The sequence below is a fragment of the Siccibacter colletis genome (assembly GCF_000696575.1).
GTDB lineage: Bacteria > Pseudomonadota > Gammaproteobacteria > Enterobacterales > Enterobacteriaceae > Siccibacter > Siccibacter colletis.
In genome coordinates this window covers 15,190-31,996 of record NZ_JMSQ01000013.1, presented here as the reverse complement: position 1 = coordinate 31,996, position 16,807 = coordinate 15,190, and the positions used below count along the sequence as shown (strand labels likewise).

Sequence of the window (16,807 nt, the reverse complement as noted above, 5' to 3'; positions counted from 1 at the left end):
ACGCCCTCAGGCAATCACATTTAACTGTTTACCGATGCGGATAAACGCATCGACTGCACGTTCAATCTGTTCAGGCGTATGCGCTGCCGACATCTGGGTGCGAATACGCGCCTGGCCTTTCGGCACCACCGGGTAGAAGAACCCGGTAACGTAAATTCCCTCTTTCTGCAACTCGCGCGCAAACTGCTGCGCGACGGCAGCATCGCCCAGCATTACCGGAATAATGGCGTGATCGGCACCGGCGAGCGTAAAACCTGCGGCTGACATTTTTTCACGGAACAGGCGCGCGTTATCCCACAGGCGGGTGCGCAGTTCCGCGCCGGACGCCAGCATCTCCAGCACCTTGATAGACGCGGCGACGATAGCCGGTGCCAGCGAGTTAGAGAAGAGATACGGACGCGAGCGCTGACGCAGCCACTCCACCACTTCTTTACGCCCGGCGGTATAGCCGCCAGACGCCCCGCCCAGCGCTTTACCGAGCGTACCGGTGATAATATCGACCCGGCCCATCACCTCGCAGTATTCATGGGTGCCGCGACCGTTTTCACCAACGAAGCCCACGGCGTGGGAGTCATCGACCATCACCAGCGCATCGTACTGGTCCGCCAGATCGCAGACGCCTTTCAGGTTGGCGATCACGCCATCCATCGAGAACACGCCGTCGGTAGCGATCATCACGTGACGCGCACCGGCTTCACGAGCTTCTTTCAGACGCGCTTCCAGCTCCTGCATATCGTTGTTGGCATAGCGATAACGCTTCGCCTTACACAGGCGCACGCCGTCAATGATCGAGGCATGGTTCAGGGCATCGGAGATAATTGCATCTTCCGGGCCGAGCAGAGTCTCAAACAGCCCGCCGTTCGCATCGAAGCACGAGGAGTAGAGAATCGCGTCTTCCATGCCGAGAAACTCAGCCAGCTTCTGTTCCAGCTGCTTGTGGCTGTCCTGGGTGCCGCAGATAAAGCGTACAGAGGCCATGCCAAAACCGTGACTGCCCATTCCTGCTTTCGCCGCGGCGATCAGCTCCGGATGGTTCGCCAGACCGAGATAGTTATTGGCGCAGAAATTGATAACGTGGCTGCCATCCGCCACCGTGATATCGGCCTGCTGCGCCGATGTGATAATGCGCTCTTCTTTAAACAACCCTTCCGCTCTTGCAGTATCAAGGTCGGCAGACAACTGTTGGTAAAAATCCCCTCGCATTGCGATTCTCCAGACTGGCAAATTTCGGCACGTATTATTACCTGAAGGTAGAACCTGATACGAGATGACGATTCACAGATTCTCGTTTTTGCAGCATAAATCACGAGGCAAAGGAACCTGCCTGACATTGTGAGGGTCAATAAAACAGGGAAATGGTATGATAAGAAACAGTAGTGCCTGAGATCGTCTCAGGTCGTCATGTATTGAAGGTTACGCTTATGATCATTGTTACCGGCGGTGCCGGCTTCATCGGCAGCAACATTGTTAAGTCTCTGAATGATATGGGTATCACCGACATTCTGGTGGTAGATAACCTCAAAGACGGCACCAAATTCGTCAACCTGGTGGATTTGAATATTGCTGATTACATGGATAAAGAAGATTTCTTAATTCAGGTAATGGCGGGTGAAGAGTTCGGCGACATCGAAGCGATCTTCCATGAAGGTGCCTGCTCCTCCACCACCGAGTGGGACGGCAAGTACATGATGGATAACAACTATCAGTACTCCAAAGAGGTGCTGCACTACTGCCTGGAGCGTGAAATTCCGTTCCTTTACGCCTCTTCAGCGGCAACCTACGGCGGCCGCACCAGCGACTTTATCGAATCCCGCGAATATGAGCAGCCGCTCAATGTTTACGGCTACTCCAAGTTCCTGTTTGACGAGTACGTGCGCCAGATCCTGCCGGAAGCCAATTCCCAGATCGTCGGCTTCCGCTACTTTAACGTCTACGGGCCGCGCGAAGGCCACAAAGGCAGCATGGCGAGCGTCGCGTTCCACCTCAACACCCAGCTGAATAATGGCGAAAGCCCGAAACTGTTTGAAGGCAGCGACGGCTTTAAGCGCGACTTCATCTATGTCGGCGATGTGGCGGCGGTAAACCTGTGGTTCTGGCAGAACGGCGTATCCGGCATCTTCAACTGCGGTACCGGTCGCGCCGAGTCCTTCCAGGCGGTCGCAGACGCCGCGCTGGCCTTCCACCAGAAAGGCACCCTCGAATACATTCCGTTCCCGGAAAAACTGAAAGGCCGCTATCAGGCGTTCACCCAGGCAGATACCACGAAACTGCGCGCGGCGGGTTACGATAAGCCGTTTAAAACCGTCGCCGAAGGCGTGGCGGAGTACATGGCCTGGCTGAACCGTGACGCGTAAGCACAGCGCATGAAGATTCTGGTGATTGGCCCGTCATGGGTGGGCGACATGATGATGTCGCAAAGTCTCTATCGCACGCTCCGGGCGCGCTTTCCTCAGGCCGTGATTGACGTAATGGCACCCGCGTGGTGCCGTCCGCTGCTGGCGCGTATGCCGGAAGTGAACGAGGCGATCCCAATGCCGCTGGGCCACGGAGCGCTGGCGCTCGGCGAGCGTCGCCGTCTCGGCCGCAGCCTGCGCGATCGCCACTATGACCGCGCGTATGTGCTACCCGGCTCGTTCAAATCCGCGTTAATTCCCTTCTTCGCCGGGATCCCGGTGCGCACCGGCTGGCGCGGCGAGATGCGTTATGGCTTGCTCAACGATGCGCGCCCGCTCGACAAACAGGCCTGGCCGCTGATGGTTGAGCGCTATGTGGCGCTGGCGTATGACAAAGGGGTAATGCAGAGCGCGAAAGATCTGCCGCAGCCGCTGCTTTGGCCGAAACTGCAGGTCAGCGCGGATGAGTGCGTCCAGATGCGTAAAACCTTTGGACTTTCCGACGAACGTCGCCTGATCGGCTTCTGCCCTGGCGCAGAGTTCGGTCCGGCAAAACGCTGGCCACACTATCATTACGCCGCCCTGGCCGCTGAACTTATTGATGAAGGCTATCAGGTTGTGCTGTTCGGCTCGGCGAAAGATCACGATGCCGGCAACGAAATCCTCGCCGCGCTGACCACAGAGCAGCAGGCGTGGTGCCGCAATCTGGCAGGGGAAACCGCGCTGGAGCAGGCTGTCGTGCTGATCGCCGCCTGCGACGCAATGGTCACCAACGATTCCGGCCTGATGCACGTTGCCGCTGCGCTGGAGCGCCCGCTGGTCGCCCTTTACGGGCCAAGCAGCCCGGACTTTACACCGCCGCTGTCGCATAAAGCGCGGGTAATCCGCCTGATTACCGGCTATCACAAGGTGCGTAAAGGCGATGCCGCCGAAGGCTATCACCAGAGTCTTATCGACATTACCCCGCAGCGCGTTCTGGAAGAACTGAATCCGCTGTTGCTTGAGCAGGAAGCGTAGACGATGCGGGTATTGATTGTTAAAACGTCGTCGATGGGCGACGTGCTCCATACGCTGCCTGCCCTGACCGATGCCATGCAGGCGATCCCGGGGATTCGTTTTGACTGGGTGGTTGAAGAGGGGTTTGCGCAGATCCCATCGTGGCATCCGGCGGTCGAACGCGTGCTGCCGGTGGCGGTCCGCCGCTGGCGTAAAGCGTGGTTCTCCGCGCCGGTAAAGGCAGAGCGTCAGGCGTTTCGCGCGGCGTTGCGCGCGGTGAAGTATGATGCGGTGATTGATGCCCAGGGGCTGGTGAAGAGCGCTGCGCTGGTGACGCGACTGGCAGAGGGTGTAAAGCACGGTATGGACTGGCACAGCGCGCGCGAGCCGCTGGCCAGCCTGTTTTATAATCGCCGCCACGCCATTCCCAAAGCGCAGCACGCCGTGGAACGCACCCGTGAGCTGTTTGCCAAAAGCCTCGGCTATCTGCGCCCTGACGCGCAGGGTGATTACGCTATCGCTCAGCATTTCCTGAACGCTGCCGATGATAACGGCGTGCCCTATGCCGTATTCCTGCATGCCACCACCCGGGATGACAAGCACTGGCCGGAAGCGCACTGGCGTGAGCTTATTGCGCTGCTTGCTGACAGCGGTTTGCGCATCAAGTTGCCCTGGGGCGCACCCCATGAAGAAGCGCGCGCCCGGCGGCTGGCTGAAGGGTTTAAATATGTGGACGTTCTGCCGCGCATGAGCCTTGAACAGGTAGCACGCGTGCTGGCAGGTGCAAAATTCGTGGTCTCGGTTGATACCGGCTTAAGCCATCTGACGGCTGCGCTGGATCGCCCGAATATCACACTCTATGGCCCGACGGATCCGGGTTTGATTGGCGGTTACGGGAAGAACCAGGTTGCGTGTTGTTCACCGTCAAAACAACTGGCAGATCTTCACGCCAGTACTGTTTTAGAAGCTCTGAATAGCAATACATTAAGATGATGCACTTGAAGTCGTTTGGAGAAAGAATGGTTTTAGATCAATTGAGCCAGCAGCGGGAGCAGAACTGGCAGTCATTGTGGAACCGGGGATTAGTTAGCCTTTATATTATTTTGTATTTTTTAGACGGCGTGACGCGTTATAAGCATATTGTATCGGCATTGCTGTTTATAACTGCGATTGTCTATCTGTATAAATATAAAGCTGAGTTTTTTGTAACGTTAAAAAATAATATCACATTAGCTACTCTCATCTTTGTTGCATCTGTAGTGTATGGAATAGTCATTTCTTTCGATGTTCACTACTCTATAGGCAAAGCTGGTAACGCGGTTTTTGAAAAGGTTATTGCGATTGCGCTTTCCATAGCCGTTGTATTGCATAAAGAGTCGGCAAAAGATATAGCGCGCACCTTCATTTATGCACTAATCGTTGCAATATTACCTCTTGCGGTTGCAGATGCATGGCAATATCTGGAGGAGTATAAAAATGGTCATCTGCCTTTAACAACATTCAATCATAAATATAAGTCTGATGCCGTTATATTCATGATGCCCGCGCTGCTTTTTTTATGGAAAAGTAAACACAAACTGGTCTTTACTGCACTCGCGTTAATACTTGGTTTGATAATCATTGGGACCATGCAAAGAGGAACATGGCTGGCTATTGCGTTAACCTCTTGTTTATGGGCAATAATTAACCGCGAGTGGAAACTCCCACTTTTAGCTGTGGTTATTTTCTCTCTGTTTGTTGCTGTAGGTCATCAAAAATCCCCGGAGCATTTCACTAAGTTCTTCTCGAAACTACAGCAGACTGACAGTAGCAATCGGTATGGCAATGGAACGCAGGGGTCTGCTTTAGATTTAATTAAAGAAAATCCGATTAAAGGATATGGCTACGGCGATGAAATTTTCTATCGCGTTTATAACGACAGAGTTGATGATTACCCTCAGTGGATTGCAAGGGTTTCAATTGGTCCGCATAATCTCACGCTTGCAGCATGGTTCGCCGGTGGGATTTTCGGCCTGGCTGCACTTTGGTATTTATTGATTTCTGTGGGGAAAGCGTGCGTCAGCGGATATAAACGTACTGATGACGTAATAAAAGCGGCCTGGCTGACGCTTGGATTGATACTTGCAGGGGACTTCTTTGTCAGGGGCGCTTTTGAAACAGTAAATATATCCAACCTTGGTGTATTACTGGGTTTTGCGCTGGCGCTGCGAGCGAAGCAAAAACAGCTTTGATAAGCGTGCGGTTGCATTAACGCAACCGCAGCTTTCTTCAGGCAGGAATATAACCTGATAACACATCCGGTGTTATGTGCGGAATGATACGGTAATCCACTGCCGTATCATCCGACAAGTTATATACGTTTAAATCTCCCACCACTTCCTGCGCAAACGCGAAAAACGGCAGAATCTTCCTTAAATCTTTACTCAGCTCCGAAGGCATCGGGTTATTACTTTCATCATAAAAGCGCGTGCAGGCCCCGGTAAGATCGAGCCCGGAGAAAACTATACGCTCATAATGCAGTGAATAGGCAATTTGCAGCGCGGTAAACGCAATAGTATGGCAGGAGCAGTACCCATCGCTAATACGAGTACTAAAGCCCACCAGCCGCTTGCGTTTAGAAAGCGGTACGCGTACATGAATATGTGGATTACGTGACGCCTGCCAGTGCAGACTCAGCTTTTTAAATACGCCGCCCTTTTCACGCTTGTATAACGACCGAATAATAAAGCAGTGCTGCTCCAGATAGCGTTTATCTTCTTCAGAAGCATCTTCGTAGACATCGCGGTTGACGATAGTAAAGCGACTGCTTTTTGAAAATTCGTAAAAGTCATCGCGACGCTGGATCAGGAAGCGTGAGTCGGTAAGCACGTAAATAAAGGGGGCAACCCCGTTATCCAGCAAGTAGCGGGCAGAGCCATTTACAGTGATGACATCATTCGCTTTGAGCACCGACAGCGGCGTTTTTAATGATGTTGGTCCGGAAAGAAAAATGATGGCATCGGGGGACGTTTTTTGCCCGATGAGCGTCCCGATCTCCGCCTCAGTAATATAAATAGTGTTCTCTGCCATACTCATTCATTACCCTGGTTACGATTATTTGCTGAGCTTCAGGCGCTGCTTGATGCGCTTGATCTTCAGGCGCATGCGCTTTTTATACACCACGGAATAGTAACCGAGGTCTTTGAGTTCATTCTCAATGCCCAGATGACGCTCCATATCGATGCGGTCTTTTGCCTTACGATTGGCGTTCGGGGTTTTACCGGAAAGATCGATAATGCGGATCCCGTCGGCAGACAGAATAAAATTGCCCTTGTGGGGGTCGCCGGAAATCATATTATGCTGATGCAACTGCTGCATTTTATCCGCAATTTCAGCACGCACGTCGTCATTAAGCTCATCCAGATCGCCTAACTCAACCCCTTCGACGTACTCGATAATCATCACGAACAAACTGGCATAGTTAAAAATTTTACGCTCGGCCAGTAGATAGAAATCGTTCGGGAAACGCAGCCCTTCACTAATCACGCGGTCGGTTTGTTTTAACAGCGTGTAGTAGTAATCACCCTTAACGAACGACTTGGCCACGCGCTCAAATTTTTTATCTTTTGGCGCGAATACCTTCAGAACGTACTTACCGCGTGGGGTATCTATCAGCACGACTTTAGTGTCTTCGATGCTTCTGAACACCTTGAGGATATTGAGGCGATAGTGCAAAAAGTCATTAAAGATGCCTTTGAAAAAGGCATCGTTATCTTTGACGTAGACGACAAAATCTTTGGTTTTAGTTTTATAAATCATGAATTGCCCTGCGGCTGATGCCCCCGGCCTATTTCACTTTATGCATGAAATAGTTGAGATAGCCGGACACACCAGCGAGATATTTTTTCTGTTTAAAGTAATGTTTAGCAGCATAGCGCCACTGATTAGCATTTGCCGGGCTGAGCAGTGCATCGCGCTGCCACGGCGAGTGCTGCTTCGCGTTTAAAAACGCGTGGGAAACCGGATAAGTTGCCCAGACGTGCCAGGGTTTAGTTGGCCCGATGTAATGTATGAATACCGTGGAATCATCAACCGGATTAACCACCTGCTCTTTCAGTTCATAGTTGATGCTGAACTGCGTATTGAATTTTTTATCCAGGTAGCGGGCTTTCCCTACCAGTAGCATATTCAGCACGTCCTGATCGAGGTGGGTAATTTTACTCACCACGGCCGGGTCACGTAACATGTTGATAGCCTTAACGGAAATACCTTCTTCGGCCCATTTCTCGATATTCATCAGCAAAAAACCGGCATTGAAATAGCCGTTTTTCAGTCCAGGCGTATCAAGGCTGACGGCGCGTTTTTGCCACCAGTTGGTATTCCCTTCTACGACCACCGCGGCAATTTCCTCGTCGGTAAAACGCAGATCAACCAACTCCTGAATGCTGCCCTGGCAGGCAATGTCCGCGTCAAGATAAAGCACTTTTTGGGTTTTACCCGCAAAGTGGTCAGCAATAATGAAACGGAAATAGGTCGCGTAGGTCCAGTTTCGGGTGCTTGGCAGCGATTTAAGCTTCTCGCAGTCAATCATGCTGACCACAATGCGCGTGCCGTACTGTTTTGCTAACGCCTCGAAGCGGCTGCGATCTTCATCGCTGAAAAAATCAGTGAAAACGTGAAACTCAAGCGGCACGCCGGGGTTTGTCAGCAGGATAGAGGCAATGGATATCCCGCAACCATAGAGAAAGTTTTTATCGATGCCGTAAGCAATGATAAAAGGTTCAGCCGTGCAATCGCCGGTATAGTTAAAATCCATTACCGACTTAATCACATCGCTGTCATTGAAATATTGCTGGCTCATTGAACACTCTTCTCGGTGGCGTGATGCAGGATAGCTTTTACCTTGTCAAAGTAGACGTCAGTATAAAAGCGATGAATGGATTGCTGGATCGCGACCGGATTTACCTCAGGCGGGGCGCTAATAAACTGCTGCAGCACAGCGGTCAATGCCGTGACATCGCCTGGCGGATAGAGACGGCCGTTTTGGCTGTCACTAATCATATCTGCCGGGCCAGACATACAATCCGAGCTGATACAGTAAATGCCCCAGGACATCGCCTCCAGCAGCGTCATTGGAAACCCTTCGAATGATGACGTTAGCAGCAGCGCCGATACCGTTTTGATCTCATTGCGCACCAGTGCCCACGGATCTGCCTGCCAGCCATGCCAGGTTATGCGCTCATCGATTCCTTTCTCGCGGCCGTAGCGCTGGCACTGTGCAAAATCGGAGCCGTCACCAATGACGTGTAATTTCCACGGCCCTTCCAGCGCGGCCAGACCATCAAGCAGATCTTTAATCCGCTTCTGCCCTTCAAACTTCATGCGCCCCACATACAGGAACGTCGGCACGTCACCCGGGGCCGGCATTGGGATGATGGTGTCTTTGGGGGCGACCGGATTAAAAATGACGTTGATACGGGATTCCGGTACGCCGCGGGCCATCATCTGCTGCTTGATGCCGCTGCTGATCGCCAGGTGATAATCGGCCCAGGTGACATATTCAGCATGCTTCTTATGATCAAGCGAGAAGTGCGGCCAGGCAAAAATGGGGAACGTCAGCCCGCTTTTAATGCGCGCGCGGTTCGCCAGCAGGCAAGAGATGAGATCAATACAGATAACCACATCCGGCTGTTCCTGCTGCAGCCAGCGAGCGAAAGCGCGGATATGTTTAGCCCGACGCAAAAAGCCGAGCTTATTACTGGAAAAGGAGTAGGCCGCATCGATGCCGTTCAGCCAGCCTTTATCCATCTGGTCTTTGCGGCAGAAAAAGAACATCTTGCTCATTACCGACGGCGTATCTGCCCGAAACGCCTGAATGACGTTTCCGATTACCGTCTCCATGCCGCCAAAACCAGACACCGCCTCGCCGACAAACGCTATTTTCTTCATCCTCGACTCTCGCTTCACAACTTACGACGCACGGTGCGCTCGCGAATACGTTCCGCTTTGGCTTCCGCTTTAGCAAAGAACGTCCCTTCCTGCGCCAGAATGGTGCGCAGCGGCTGCTGAAAATAGATCCGCAGGAAGCGGTAGATATCGCGCTGCGTCAGGCCGATATTCAGTGAGGAGAAGTACAGCCCAATCAAGTCTTTATCGCGCCAGCGCTGCGGTACATGCTGACGGATCTGTGCACGGTGCAGGTCAATCACAGAAATTTTCAGCATTGACTCGTCACTCTCGAACGGCAGGTGCAGCAGGAAGTGGCAGAGGTAGCAGTCGCGATGATTTACGCCGCCGCGGTGCATCTCACGCACCATGGTCGCCACGCGGCGAATGATCATGCGTTTAAGCGCCGGTTCCGGAGGCGTTATTGCCCAGTCGGCGCAGTAATCTTCCAGGCTGATGGTCGGGGCCAAATCTTCGGTGATGATAAATGACGTACGGCGAATCGGGTTCCAGCCTTTCTCACCGAAGCCGATACCGGTCATGGTATCCACGCCCAGCGCTTTCAGTCGGTGAATGGCATTCCACTCGCGATCGGCACCCAGCACCGGCATACGCAGCGACAGCAGGTTTTTCACCACTTCTTTCAGCGTGGTGCCGTAGTGCAGCTTCAGGAAATAGCCTTTGCCATCCACTTCAAAACGCAGCGTGCGGCGGGTCTCCAGCGCGCGAAACACGTCGCCGTGCAGTTTTTCCACTTCCGCAAACGCGTCTTTTCCACGCCAGCGCGTGGCGAGTGGCTCTTTCAGTTCAACCATGGGTGCCACCTAAAATAATATCGGCTGCCTTTTCCGGCAGGCTGTAGAGATCTTCGCGGTCAGCATAGTGACGTGCCAGCGTGCCCCATTCCTTGAGCTGCGCTGAGTGGCAGCCAGCCAGCGTCGCGTTGAGCGTTCGCTGATTGTACGGCTCAGGAATGACCACGCCTGCGCCTGACCGGGCAATGTGCGGCGCGTAACCGCAGACGTCCGTAGTAATCACCGGCAAACCAGCGGTTAATGCCTCCAGCAGCACAATGCCGGCGGCTTCCTGATATGCCGGATGCATCAGCACGTCTGCCGCAGCCATTAACTCGGCGACGTCGTTGCGACCTTTAAAAAACTGCACCTGTTTACCGATGCCGCGCTTTTCCGCCAGCGCGGCGAAGCGGCCCGGTTTGTCCTGCCCAACAACCAGCAGCACGCTACGGTTCCGCTGCTCAACCGGCAGCGCTGCCATCGCTTCAATCGTGCGGTCAACGCCTTTACGGCTGAAGTCCGAGCCGACCTGCAGAATAAAAAAGGCGTCCTGGGCAATGCCATTTTTCTCGCGATAGATGCGGCGGCTGTCGGGGATCTGCTGATCGTATTTGCGGTCCGGGTAAATGCCCGGCGGCAAAATATGAAAGCGCTCCGGCTCGGTATGATAATGCTTCTGGAAATCAGCAATCTGCCGGTCGGTCAGCATCAGAAGTTGCGTTTTCGCCTCTTTCTCGAAGGTGGCGCGTTCAAAGGCAGCAAAATGTTTGTAGCGTGATGTCAGGCGATAAAAGAAGCCCTTCTCTTTCGCCACTTTTTCGGCATAGCAGACGTCGGCAGCATAGTAGACGTCGAGGCCGGGCATTTTGTTGAAGCCCACCACGCGCGCGACCGGATGCGATTTCAGGTGCGCCTGCACCTGTGCGTAATACTCGGCGTTGCGTCCGTGGTTGGTGCGGGACTTCACCGGCAGCAGGATCAGCTCAAACTCGGCCGGGCATTCGCCCTCCCAGGACTGGGCATAGACCCGCACCTGGTGCCCGCGTGCCGCGATGGTGCGCGCCACGCGCATAAAGTCGCGCTGCAAGCCGCCGAAGGGGAAGTATTTAAACAGGCAAAAGGCAATAATCATGATGCGTTGCTCTGTGCAGAACCGATCGGCGCAAACGTATCGGGTAACAGCGTTTCGGTTGCCTGGATCACGTCGGCGGCCGGAATGACGGACAGATACTTTTTATTACGGTCGAGCTCAGCGCGTTTCGGCATCGCCTGATAATTCCCGGCCCAGAACTGGATGGCATTATCGCTCCAGGGCCGCCAGAACACATGGTCAGTGGCGCCGAACAGACAAATAATCGGCGTTTTCACCGCGGCGGCAATGTGCATTGGCGCTGAATCGACACCGATAAACAGCGCGGCACGATCGATAAGCGCAGCGAGCTGCGGGAAGCTGGTTTTCCCTGCAAGTTCCGTCACGGGCGCGGTCTGACACTGACGAGCAATGTTATTCACGCAGGCTAAGTCGTCTGCGCCGGGACCGGAAGTCAGCACCACTTCATAACCCCGCGCGTGCAGGGCATCAATCACCTGAGCAAATTTGTCATCGTCCCAGCACTTAAACAGCTGGCGAGCCGTCGGCTGGATCACTACGTAGTGTTCACCCACCTCTAGCGCATCCAGCCGGGCACGCATGGTTTCCCAATGCTCGGGGCGATAGCTCATGGTGGTGTCAGTGTAAAAGTCGTTAATGCCCAGCGGACGCAGCACTGACAGGTTACGCTCGACCACATGATCGCCCGTATAGGGTGCCAGATGGGTGAAGCTGTTTTTCCAGAAGCGCGACTGACGTTGGGCAAAATCCTGCGTGATTTTAGTTTCAGCCTGCAGGCCTCGCACCAGCAGCGCGACAATCCACTGGTCAGTCAGGTTAACGACCAGATCGTAATGGCTGGCCCGTAACGTCTTCAGCAGATGCACAAAATTGGCGATTTTCGCCCGCGTTCCGGTGCCGCGATTCTTGATCCCGTGGAGCGCATTGATCTCCGGGTTTTCAGAAAGAATGGGCATCGTATCCTGATACAACAACACATCTACCTTCGCATCGGGGTAGCGCTGTTTAAGCGTGCTGATCACCGGCGTGGTCAGCAACATATCCCCATGAAAGCGCATTTTGATGACGAGAATTCGTTTAAATTGCTTATTCACAATCAGCTCTTGGTTGTTCATATCCGGTGCACGGAAACAGGCGTGGCGGTGGCAGCAGGCGCGCTGGCACCTTAATAAATATTGTCTACGATTGTACCATCAGTTGCCCGACAATCCGAATTGAATGCTTTTCGGCGCTTATGCAAAAATGCCGATCTATCATGCGTTTAGCTACGGTTTATTTTTACTGTTCTTAAGCTCTGTCTGCAGACAAAATCTACTGTGGGTTGAATTTCTAAAAATTACCTATAAAAATCAATAGATAACGTTTAAATACAACAGGTTACATCATATACCTGACCCTGCGCCCTTCAAGTCAGGTAAAAGTAATGGTAAAGCCCCTGCTAAATACATAGAATCCTTTCACATTCATAACCAGTCTCTATGCCCATGCTGCAATCGCTTTACACCGCACTGCTCTATCTCATTCAGCCTGTTATCTGGATACGGCTCTGGGTGCGTGGTCGTAAAGCACCGGCATACCGCAAACGCTGGGGCGAACGTTACGGATACTATCCGGCATCGCTGAAACTTAAAGCGGGCGGGATAATGCTGCACTCTGTGTCGGTGGGCGAGACGCTCGCTGCCATCCCGCTGGTACGCGCCCTGCGTCATCGCTACCCTTCATTGCCGATTACCGTGACCACCATGACGCCAACCGGGTCAGAACGCGTGATGTCAGCTTTCGGCAGCGATGTTCAGCACGTTTATCTGCCCTACGATCTGCCTGATGCGCTGGCTCGTTTCCTCGATAAAATCGATCCGAAACTGGTGTTGATTATGGAAACCGAGCTGTGGCCCAACCTTGTTGCCGCCCTGCATCAGCGTCGTATCCCCCTGGTTATTGCCAATGCACGTCTTTCCGCGCGTTCCGCCGCAGGTTACGCCAAATTAGGCAAATTTGTGCGTACGCTGCTGCGCCGTATCACGCTGATTGCCGCGCAGAATGAAGAGGACGGGGAGCGTTTCATCGTTCTCGGCGCACAACGCGCACAGCTTACGGTCACCGGCAGTCTGAAGTTTGATATTTCCGTGACGCCGCAGCTGGCATCCAAAGCGTTAACGCTGCGTCGCCAGTGGGCACCGCACCGCCCGGTGTGGATTGCAACCAGCACCCACGAAGGTGAAGAGAGTATTGTGGTGGCTGCGCATCAGGCGCTGCTGAAAGAATTTCCTGAACTGCTGCTGATTCTGGTGCCGCGTCATCCGGAACGTTTCCCGGATGCCATTAATCTGGTGCGCGATGCCGGGCTCAGCTATACCACCCGCTCATCCGGTGAAGTGCCGTCTGGCAGTACGCAGGTGGTGGTTGGCGATACGATGGGCGAACTGATGCTGCTGTACGGCATTGCCGATCTGGCGTTTGTCGGCGGCTCGCTGGTCGAACGCGGCGGTCATAATCCGCTTGAACCGGCTGCACACGCTATTCCCGTGCTGATGGGTCCGCACACGTTTAACTTCAAAGATATTTGTGCGCGCCTCGATGAAGCTAACGGGCTGATTACGGTAACGGACGAAGCCTCGCTGGTGAAAGCGGTGGCATCGCTGCTCAACGACGAAGATTATCGCAACTATCATGGTCGCCACGCCGTCGAGGTGCTATATCAGAATCAGGGCGCGCTGCAGCGTCTGCTCCAGTTGCTTGAGCCTTATCTTCCACCGAAGACGCACTGAGGTACGCCATGCACAGACGCGCCATCTACCCGGGAACCTTTGATCCCATCACCAACGGACATCTGGATATCATCACCCGCGCAGCGGAAATGTTTGATACGGTGATCATGGCGATTGCCGCCAGCCCGAGTAAAAAGCCGATGTTCAGCCTGGAAGAACGCGTTGCGCTGTCGCAGGCCGCCACTGCGCATCTGCCTCAGGTCGAGGTGGTCGGCTTCAGCGATCTGATGGCAAACTTTGCCCGTACTCAAAACGCCAGCATTCTTATCCGCGGTCTGCGGGCGGTAGCGGATTTCGAATATGAAATGCAGCTCGCGCACATGAACCGCCATTTAATGCCGGAGCTGGAAAGCGTATTCCTGATGCCGTCGAAAGAGTGGTCGTTTATTTCATCGAGCCTGGTAAAAGAAGTCGCGCGTCATCAGGGCGATGTCGCGCATTTTCTTCCGGCACAGGTTCACCAGGCGCTGCTGGAAAAGCTCCAGTAATCAGCGCTGGCAGCGGCGGCAATAGTAGGTGCTGCGCTGCCCGTGTTTACTTGCCACTACCGGCGTCGCACACACCCGGCACGGCTCCCCTTCCCGTCCATACACCTGCAGCTGCTGGGCGAAATAACCCGGCTTCCCATCGCTCTGGAGAAAATCGCGCAGCGTAGTGCCGCCCTGCTCGATGGAGCGGATCAGTACCGCTTTGATCGCCTGTACCAGCAGTTCACACTCCGCCGCAGACAGCGATGAGGCCAGCCGGTCAGGATGGATACCGGCCGCAAACAGCGATTCGCTGGCATAGATATTCCCCACCCCAACCACCAGCTTGTTATCCATCAGCCAGGGTTTAATCGCCGTTTTCTTTTTCGCATTTTTCTGGTGCAGGTAGTCGCCGGTAAACGCTTCGCTCAGCGGCTCCGGCCCCAGGTGCGCCAGGACATTATGACCTTCCAGCTCACGGGTCCAGAGCCAGGCGCCAAAGCGGCGTGGATCGGTATAGCGCAGCACTTTGCCGTTACTCATCACCAAATCCACATGGTCGTGCTTCTGCGCCGGCATCTCTTCCGGCAGCACGCGCAGGCTGCCCGACATGCCAAGGTGGATAATAATCCAGCCGTCCGGCAGCTCCAGCAGAAGATATTTGGCGCGCCGTTGCACGCTGAGTACCGGCTTATCGCTCAGGGCATGAATTTCATCAGATACCGGCCAGCGCAGGCGGCCGTTGCGTACCACAGCGTGAAGAATGGTTTCGCCAACCAGGTGCGGCTCAATACCGCGACGACTGGTCTCCACCTCAGGTAATTCAGGCATAGATGTTCTCGCGTTGGACTATTTCAGACTGAGAATGATATGGGGGCTGGCAGAAAACAAAAAACCCCGCGAGTGCGGGGTTTTTGTACAAGGAATCTAAAATTATTTAATTTTAGCTTCTTTGTAAATAACGTGCTGACGAACAACTGGATCGAACTTTTTCAGTTCCAGTTTTTCCGGCTTAGTACGTTTGTTCTTCGTAGTGGTATAGAAGTGACCAGTACCAGCAGAAGAAACCAGCTTGATTTTCTCGCGAATACCTTTAGCCATGATTTAGCTCCTTAGTACTTCTCGCCACGGGCACGCAGTTCAGAAAGAACAACATCAATGCCTTTTTTATCAATAATACGCATACCTTTAGCAGATACACGAAGAGTAACAAAACGCTTTTCGCTCTCAACCCAGAAACGGTGAGAGTGCAGGTTCGGCAGGAAACGGCGTTTAGTCGCGTTCAGTGCGTGGGAACGGTTATTACCGGTCACCGGACGCTTGCCAGTAACTTGGCAGACTCGGGACATGTCTATTCTCCAAAAATCAAATTAGCTCGAGCTTCGTATAGGGTATTGGCGCCTCGTCAGGCTACAAGCCTGGTCCCTGGCGGGTTCTCAATGTGAATCCGCTTTGCCAGGCCCAAATGCCAAACCCGAGATTCTCAAAGGTGGCGTAGTATACGCTGCCGGGGCCCGACGCTCAAGTCCCGAACAGATAAAGATCCCACAGGATCGCGCGTTCTGTGCTAAATCCACCCACGCTCGGCAAACGAAACGCATTCGCCGCGGCCAACAACTATATGGTCATGCACGCGAATGTCCATGATATTACACGTTTTTACTACGCGTTCGGTAATCATTTTGTCTGCAGCGCTCGGTTCAGCCCGCCCTGAAGGATGGTTATGAGAAAGGATAACTGCCGCTGCGTTTATTTTAATCGCCTCACGGACGATCTCGCGTGGATGCACTTCCACATGGCGTAGCGTGCCGGAAAACATTCTTTGCGCCTTAATCATATGGTTCTGATTATCGAGAAAAATGACCATAAATACCTCCCTTTCCTCGCAACCCAGCTGGCTTTGTAGAAATGCTTTTGTGGCACTGGTATCGAGCAGCGACGCATCCTCAAGCGCCATGCCGGCGTGGCTGTAGCGGCGGGCCAGCTCGGCAATCGCTTTGAACTGGGCATATGTCGCGACGCCAATACCGCTGACAGACGCAAACTGCCGGTAATCCGCCGACAGCAACCAGTAAAGCGAGCCAAAATGGTTAAGTAAATCGCATGCCAGCCGCATTACCGGAATGCCTGGCCTGCCGATACGGAGAAAAAGCGCCAGAAGTTCTTCATCGGTTAATTCGCTTACGCCATGCTTCAGTAACTTCTCTCGCGGCCCGCCTCTCGGAAATGTTTTTCTGTTCATTTTGCCTCCCTGGACTGACCCGATGCGATAATGCCATACCCGCTGACGAACCACGCTAATGACATGCGGTTCCTGCGTAGCGCCTCGCAAAGTGGTTACGCCCGCCACGTC

General features: G+C 53.6%; 18 protein-coding genes. 6 read left to right on the top strand and 12 right to left on the bottom strand.

The features are described from left to right. Nucleotides 1-6: 6 nt before the first annotated feature. Nucleotides 7-1,203, bottom strand: a complete 1,197-nt coding sequence (gene kbl, locus ET34_RS0114685) for a glycine C-acetyltransferase (RefSeq protein WP_031523286.1) — start codon at nt 1,201-1,203, stop codon at nt 7-9. 218 nt (nt 1,204-1,421) lie between these two features. Here kbl and rfaD point away from each other — a divergent pair, with 218 nt between their 5' ends. From rfaD to rfaL, 4 genes are read left to right on the top strand one after another with little or no spacing between them, the layout of a single operon-like run. Then, entirely contained in the window at nt 1,422-2,354 is a 933-nt protein-coding gene (rfaD, locus tag ET34_RS0114680) for an ADP-glyceromanno-heptose 6-epimerase (protein ID WP_031523284.1), read from the top strand. A gap of 9 nt (nt 2,355-2,363) precedes the next feature. Next, nucleotides 2,364-3,410, top strand: a complete 1,047-nt coding sequence (gene rfaF, locus ET34_RS0114675; RefSeq protein WP_031523282.1) for an ADP-heptose--LPS heptosyltransferase RfaF — start codon at nt 2,364-2,366, stop codon at nt 3,408-3,410. 3 nt (nt 3,411-3,413) lie between these two features. After that, nucleotides 3,414-4,382, top strand: a complete 969-nt coding sequence (rfaC, locus tag ET34_RS0114670) for a lipopolysaccharide heptosyltransferase RfaC (protein WP_031523281.1) — start codon at nt 3,414-3,416, stop codon at nt 4,380-4,382. A gap of 26 nt (nt 4,383-4,408) precedes the next feature. Then, nucleotides 4,409-5,620: an O-antigen ligase RfaL gene (gene rfaL, locus ET34_RS0114665; protein WP_031523279.1), complete on the top strand. Its 1,212-nt coding sequence runs from the start codon at nt 4,409-4,411 to the stop codon at nt 5,618-5,620. 37 nt (nt 5,621-5,657) lie between these two features. Here the strand turns inward: rfaL and waaZ are convergent, their stop codons facing one another. Genes waaZ through rfaQ form a run of 7 tightly spaced genes read right to left on the bottom strand, consistent with a single transcriptional unit; the run spans nt 5,658 to nt 12,313 of the window. Continuing rightward, nucleotides 5,658-6,458 (bottom strand): 3-deoxy-D-manno-oct-2-ulosonate III transferase WaaZ, encoded by an 801-nt coding sequence (gene waaZ, locus ET34_RS0114660; protein WP_031523278.1) that lies wholly within the window; start codon nt 6,456-6,458, stop codon nt 5,658-5,660. Nucleotides 6,459-6,482: 24 nt separating this feature from the next. Next, on the bottom strand, nt 6,483-7,187 hold the full coding sequence (gene rfaY / locus ET34_RS0114655; RefSeq protein ID WP_031523276.1) for a lipopolysaccharide core heptose(II) kinase RfaY: 705 nt from the start codon (nt 7,185-7,187) through the stop codon (nt 6,483-6,485). 28 nt (nt 7,188-7,215) lie between these two features. Continuing rightward, nucleotides 7,216-8,229 carry a lipopolysaccharide 3-alpha-galactosyltransferase gene (gene waaO / locus ET34_RS0114650; protein WP_031523274.1) on the bottom strand — a complete coding sequence of 338 codons (1,014 nt, stop codon included), beginning with the start codon at nt 8,227-8,229 and terminating at the stop codon, nt 7,216-7,218. Continuing rightward, entirely contained in the window at nt 8,226-9,317 is a 1,092-nt protein-coding gene (gene waaB / locus ET34_RS0114645; RefSeq protein ID WP_031523272.1) for a lipopolysaccharide 1,6-galactosyltransferase, read from the bottom strand. Before waaB ends, waaO begins: the two co-directional genes overlap by 4 nt. A gap of 14 nt (nt 9,318-9,331) precedes the next feature. Next, a complete protein-coding gene (gene rfaP / locus ET34_RS0114640; protein WP_031523270.1) occupies nt 9,332-10,129 on the bottom strand; it encodes a lipopolysaccharide core heptose(I) kinase RfaP in 798 nt (265 codons plus the stop codon). After that, nucleotides 10,122-11,240: a glycosyltransferase family 4 protein gene (locus ET34_RS0114635; RefSeq protein WP_031523268.1), complete on the bottom strand. Its 1,119-nt coding sequence runs from the start codon at nt 11,238-11,240 to the stop codon at nt 10,122-10,124. The genes rfaP and ET34_RS0114635 overlap by 8 nt, the downstream gene beginning before the upstream one ends. After that, a complete protein-coding gene (rfaQ, locus tag ET34_RS0114630) occupies nt 11,237-12,313 on the bottom strand; it encodes a lipopolysaccharide core heptosyltransferase RfaQ (RefSeq protein ID WP_031523266.1) in 1,077 nt (358 codons plus the stop codon). Before rfaQ ends, ET34_RS0114635 begins: the two co-directional genes overlap by 4 nt. A 390-nt stretch (nt 12,314-12,703) precedes the next feature. Here rfaQ and waaA point away from each other — a divergent pair, with 390 nt between their 5' ends. Both waaA and coaD read left to right on the top strand, forming a co-directional pair. Beyond that, nucleotides 12,704-13,987, top strand: a complete 1,284-nt coding sequence (waaA, locus tag ET34_RS0114625; protein WP_031523265.1) for a lipid IV(A) 3-deoxy-D-manno-octulosonic acid transferase — start codon at nt 12,704-12,706, stop codon at nt 13,985-13,987. Nucleotides 13,988-13,995: 8 nt separating this feature from the next. Then, nucleotides 13,996-14,475 carry a pantetheine-phosphate adenylyltransferase gene (gene coaD / locus ET34_RS0114620; RefSeq protein WP_031523263.1) on the top strand — a complete coding sequence of 160 codons (480 nt, stop codon included), beginning with the start codon at nt 13,996-13,998 and terminating at the stop codon, nt 14,473-14,475. Here the strand turns inward: coaD and mutM are convergent, their stop codons facing one another. The 4 genes from mutM to radC form a co-directional block, all read right to left on the bottom strand. Continuing rightward, the gene (mutM, locus tag ET34_RS0114615) at nt 14,476-15,285 is read right to left on the bottom strand and encodes a bifunctional DNA-formamidopyrimidine glycosylase/DNA-(apurinic or apyrimidinic site) lyase (protein WP_031523261.1); all 810 of its coding nucleotides are present in this window, start codon (nt 15,283-15,285) and stop codon (nt 14,476-14,478) included. Between the two features lie 102 nt (nt 15,286-15,387). Then, complete coding sequence (gene rpmG / locus ET34_RS0114610; RefSeq protein WP_001051798.1) at nt 15,388-15,555, bottom strand: 50S ribosomal protein L33; 168 nt, start codon at nt 15,553-15,555, stop codon at nt 15,388-15,390. Nucleotides 15,556-15,566: 11 nt separating this feature from the next. After that, the gene (gene rpmB, locus ET34_RS0114605; protein WP_031523259.1) at nt 15,567-15,803 is read right to left on the bottom strand and encodes a 50S ribosomal protein L28; all 237 of its coding nucleotides are present in this window, start codon (nt 15,801-15,803) and stop codon (nt 15,567-15,569) included. A gap of 218 nt (nt 15,804-16,021) precedes the next feature. Beyond that, nucleotides 16,022-16,696: a RadC family protein gene (radC, locus tag ET34_RS0114600; protein ID WP_031523258.1), complete on the bottom strand. Its 675-nt coding sequence runs from the start codon at nt 16,694-16,696 to the stop codon at nt 16,022-16,024. Nucleotides 16,697-16,807: the final 111 nt, after the last annotated feature.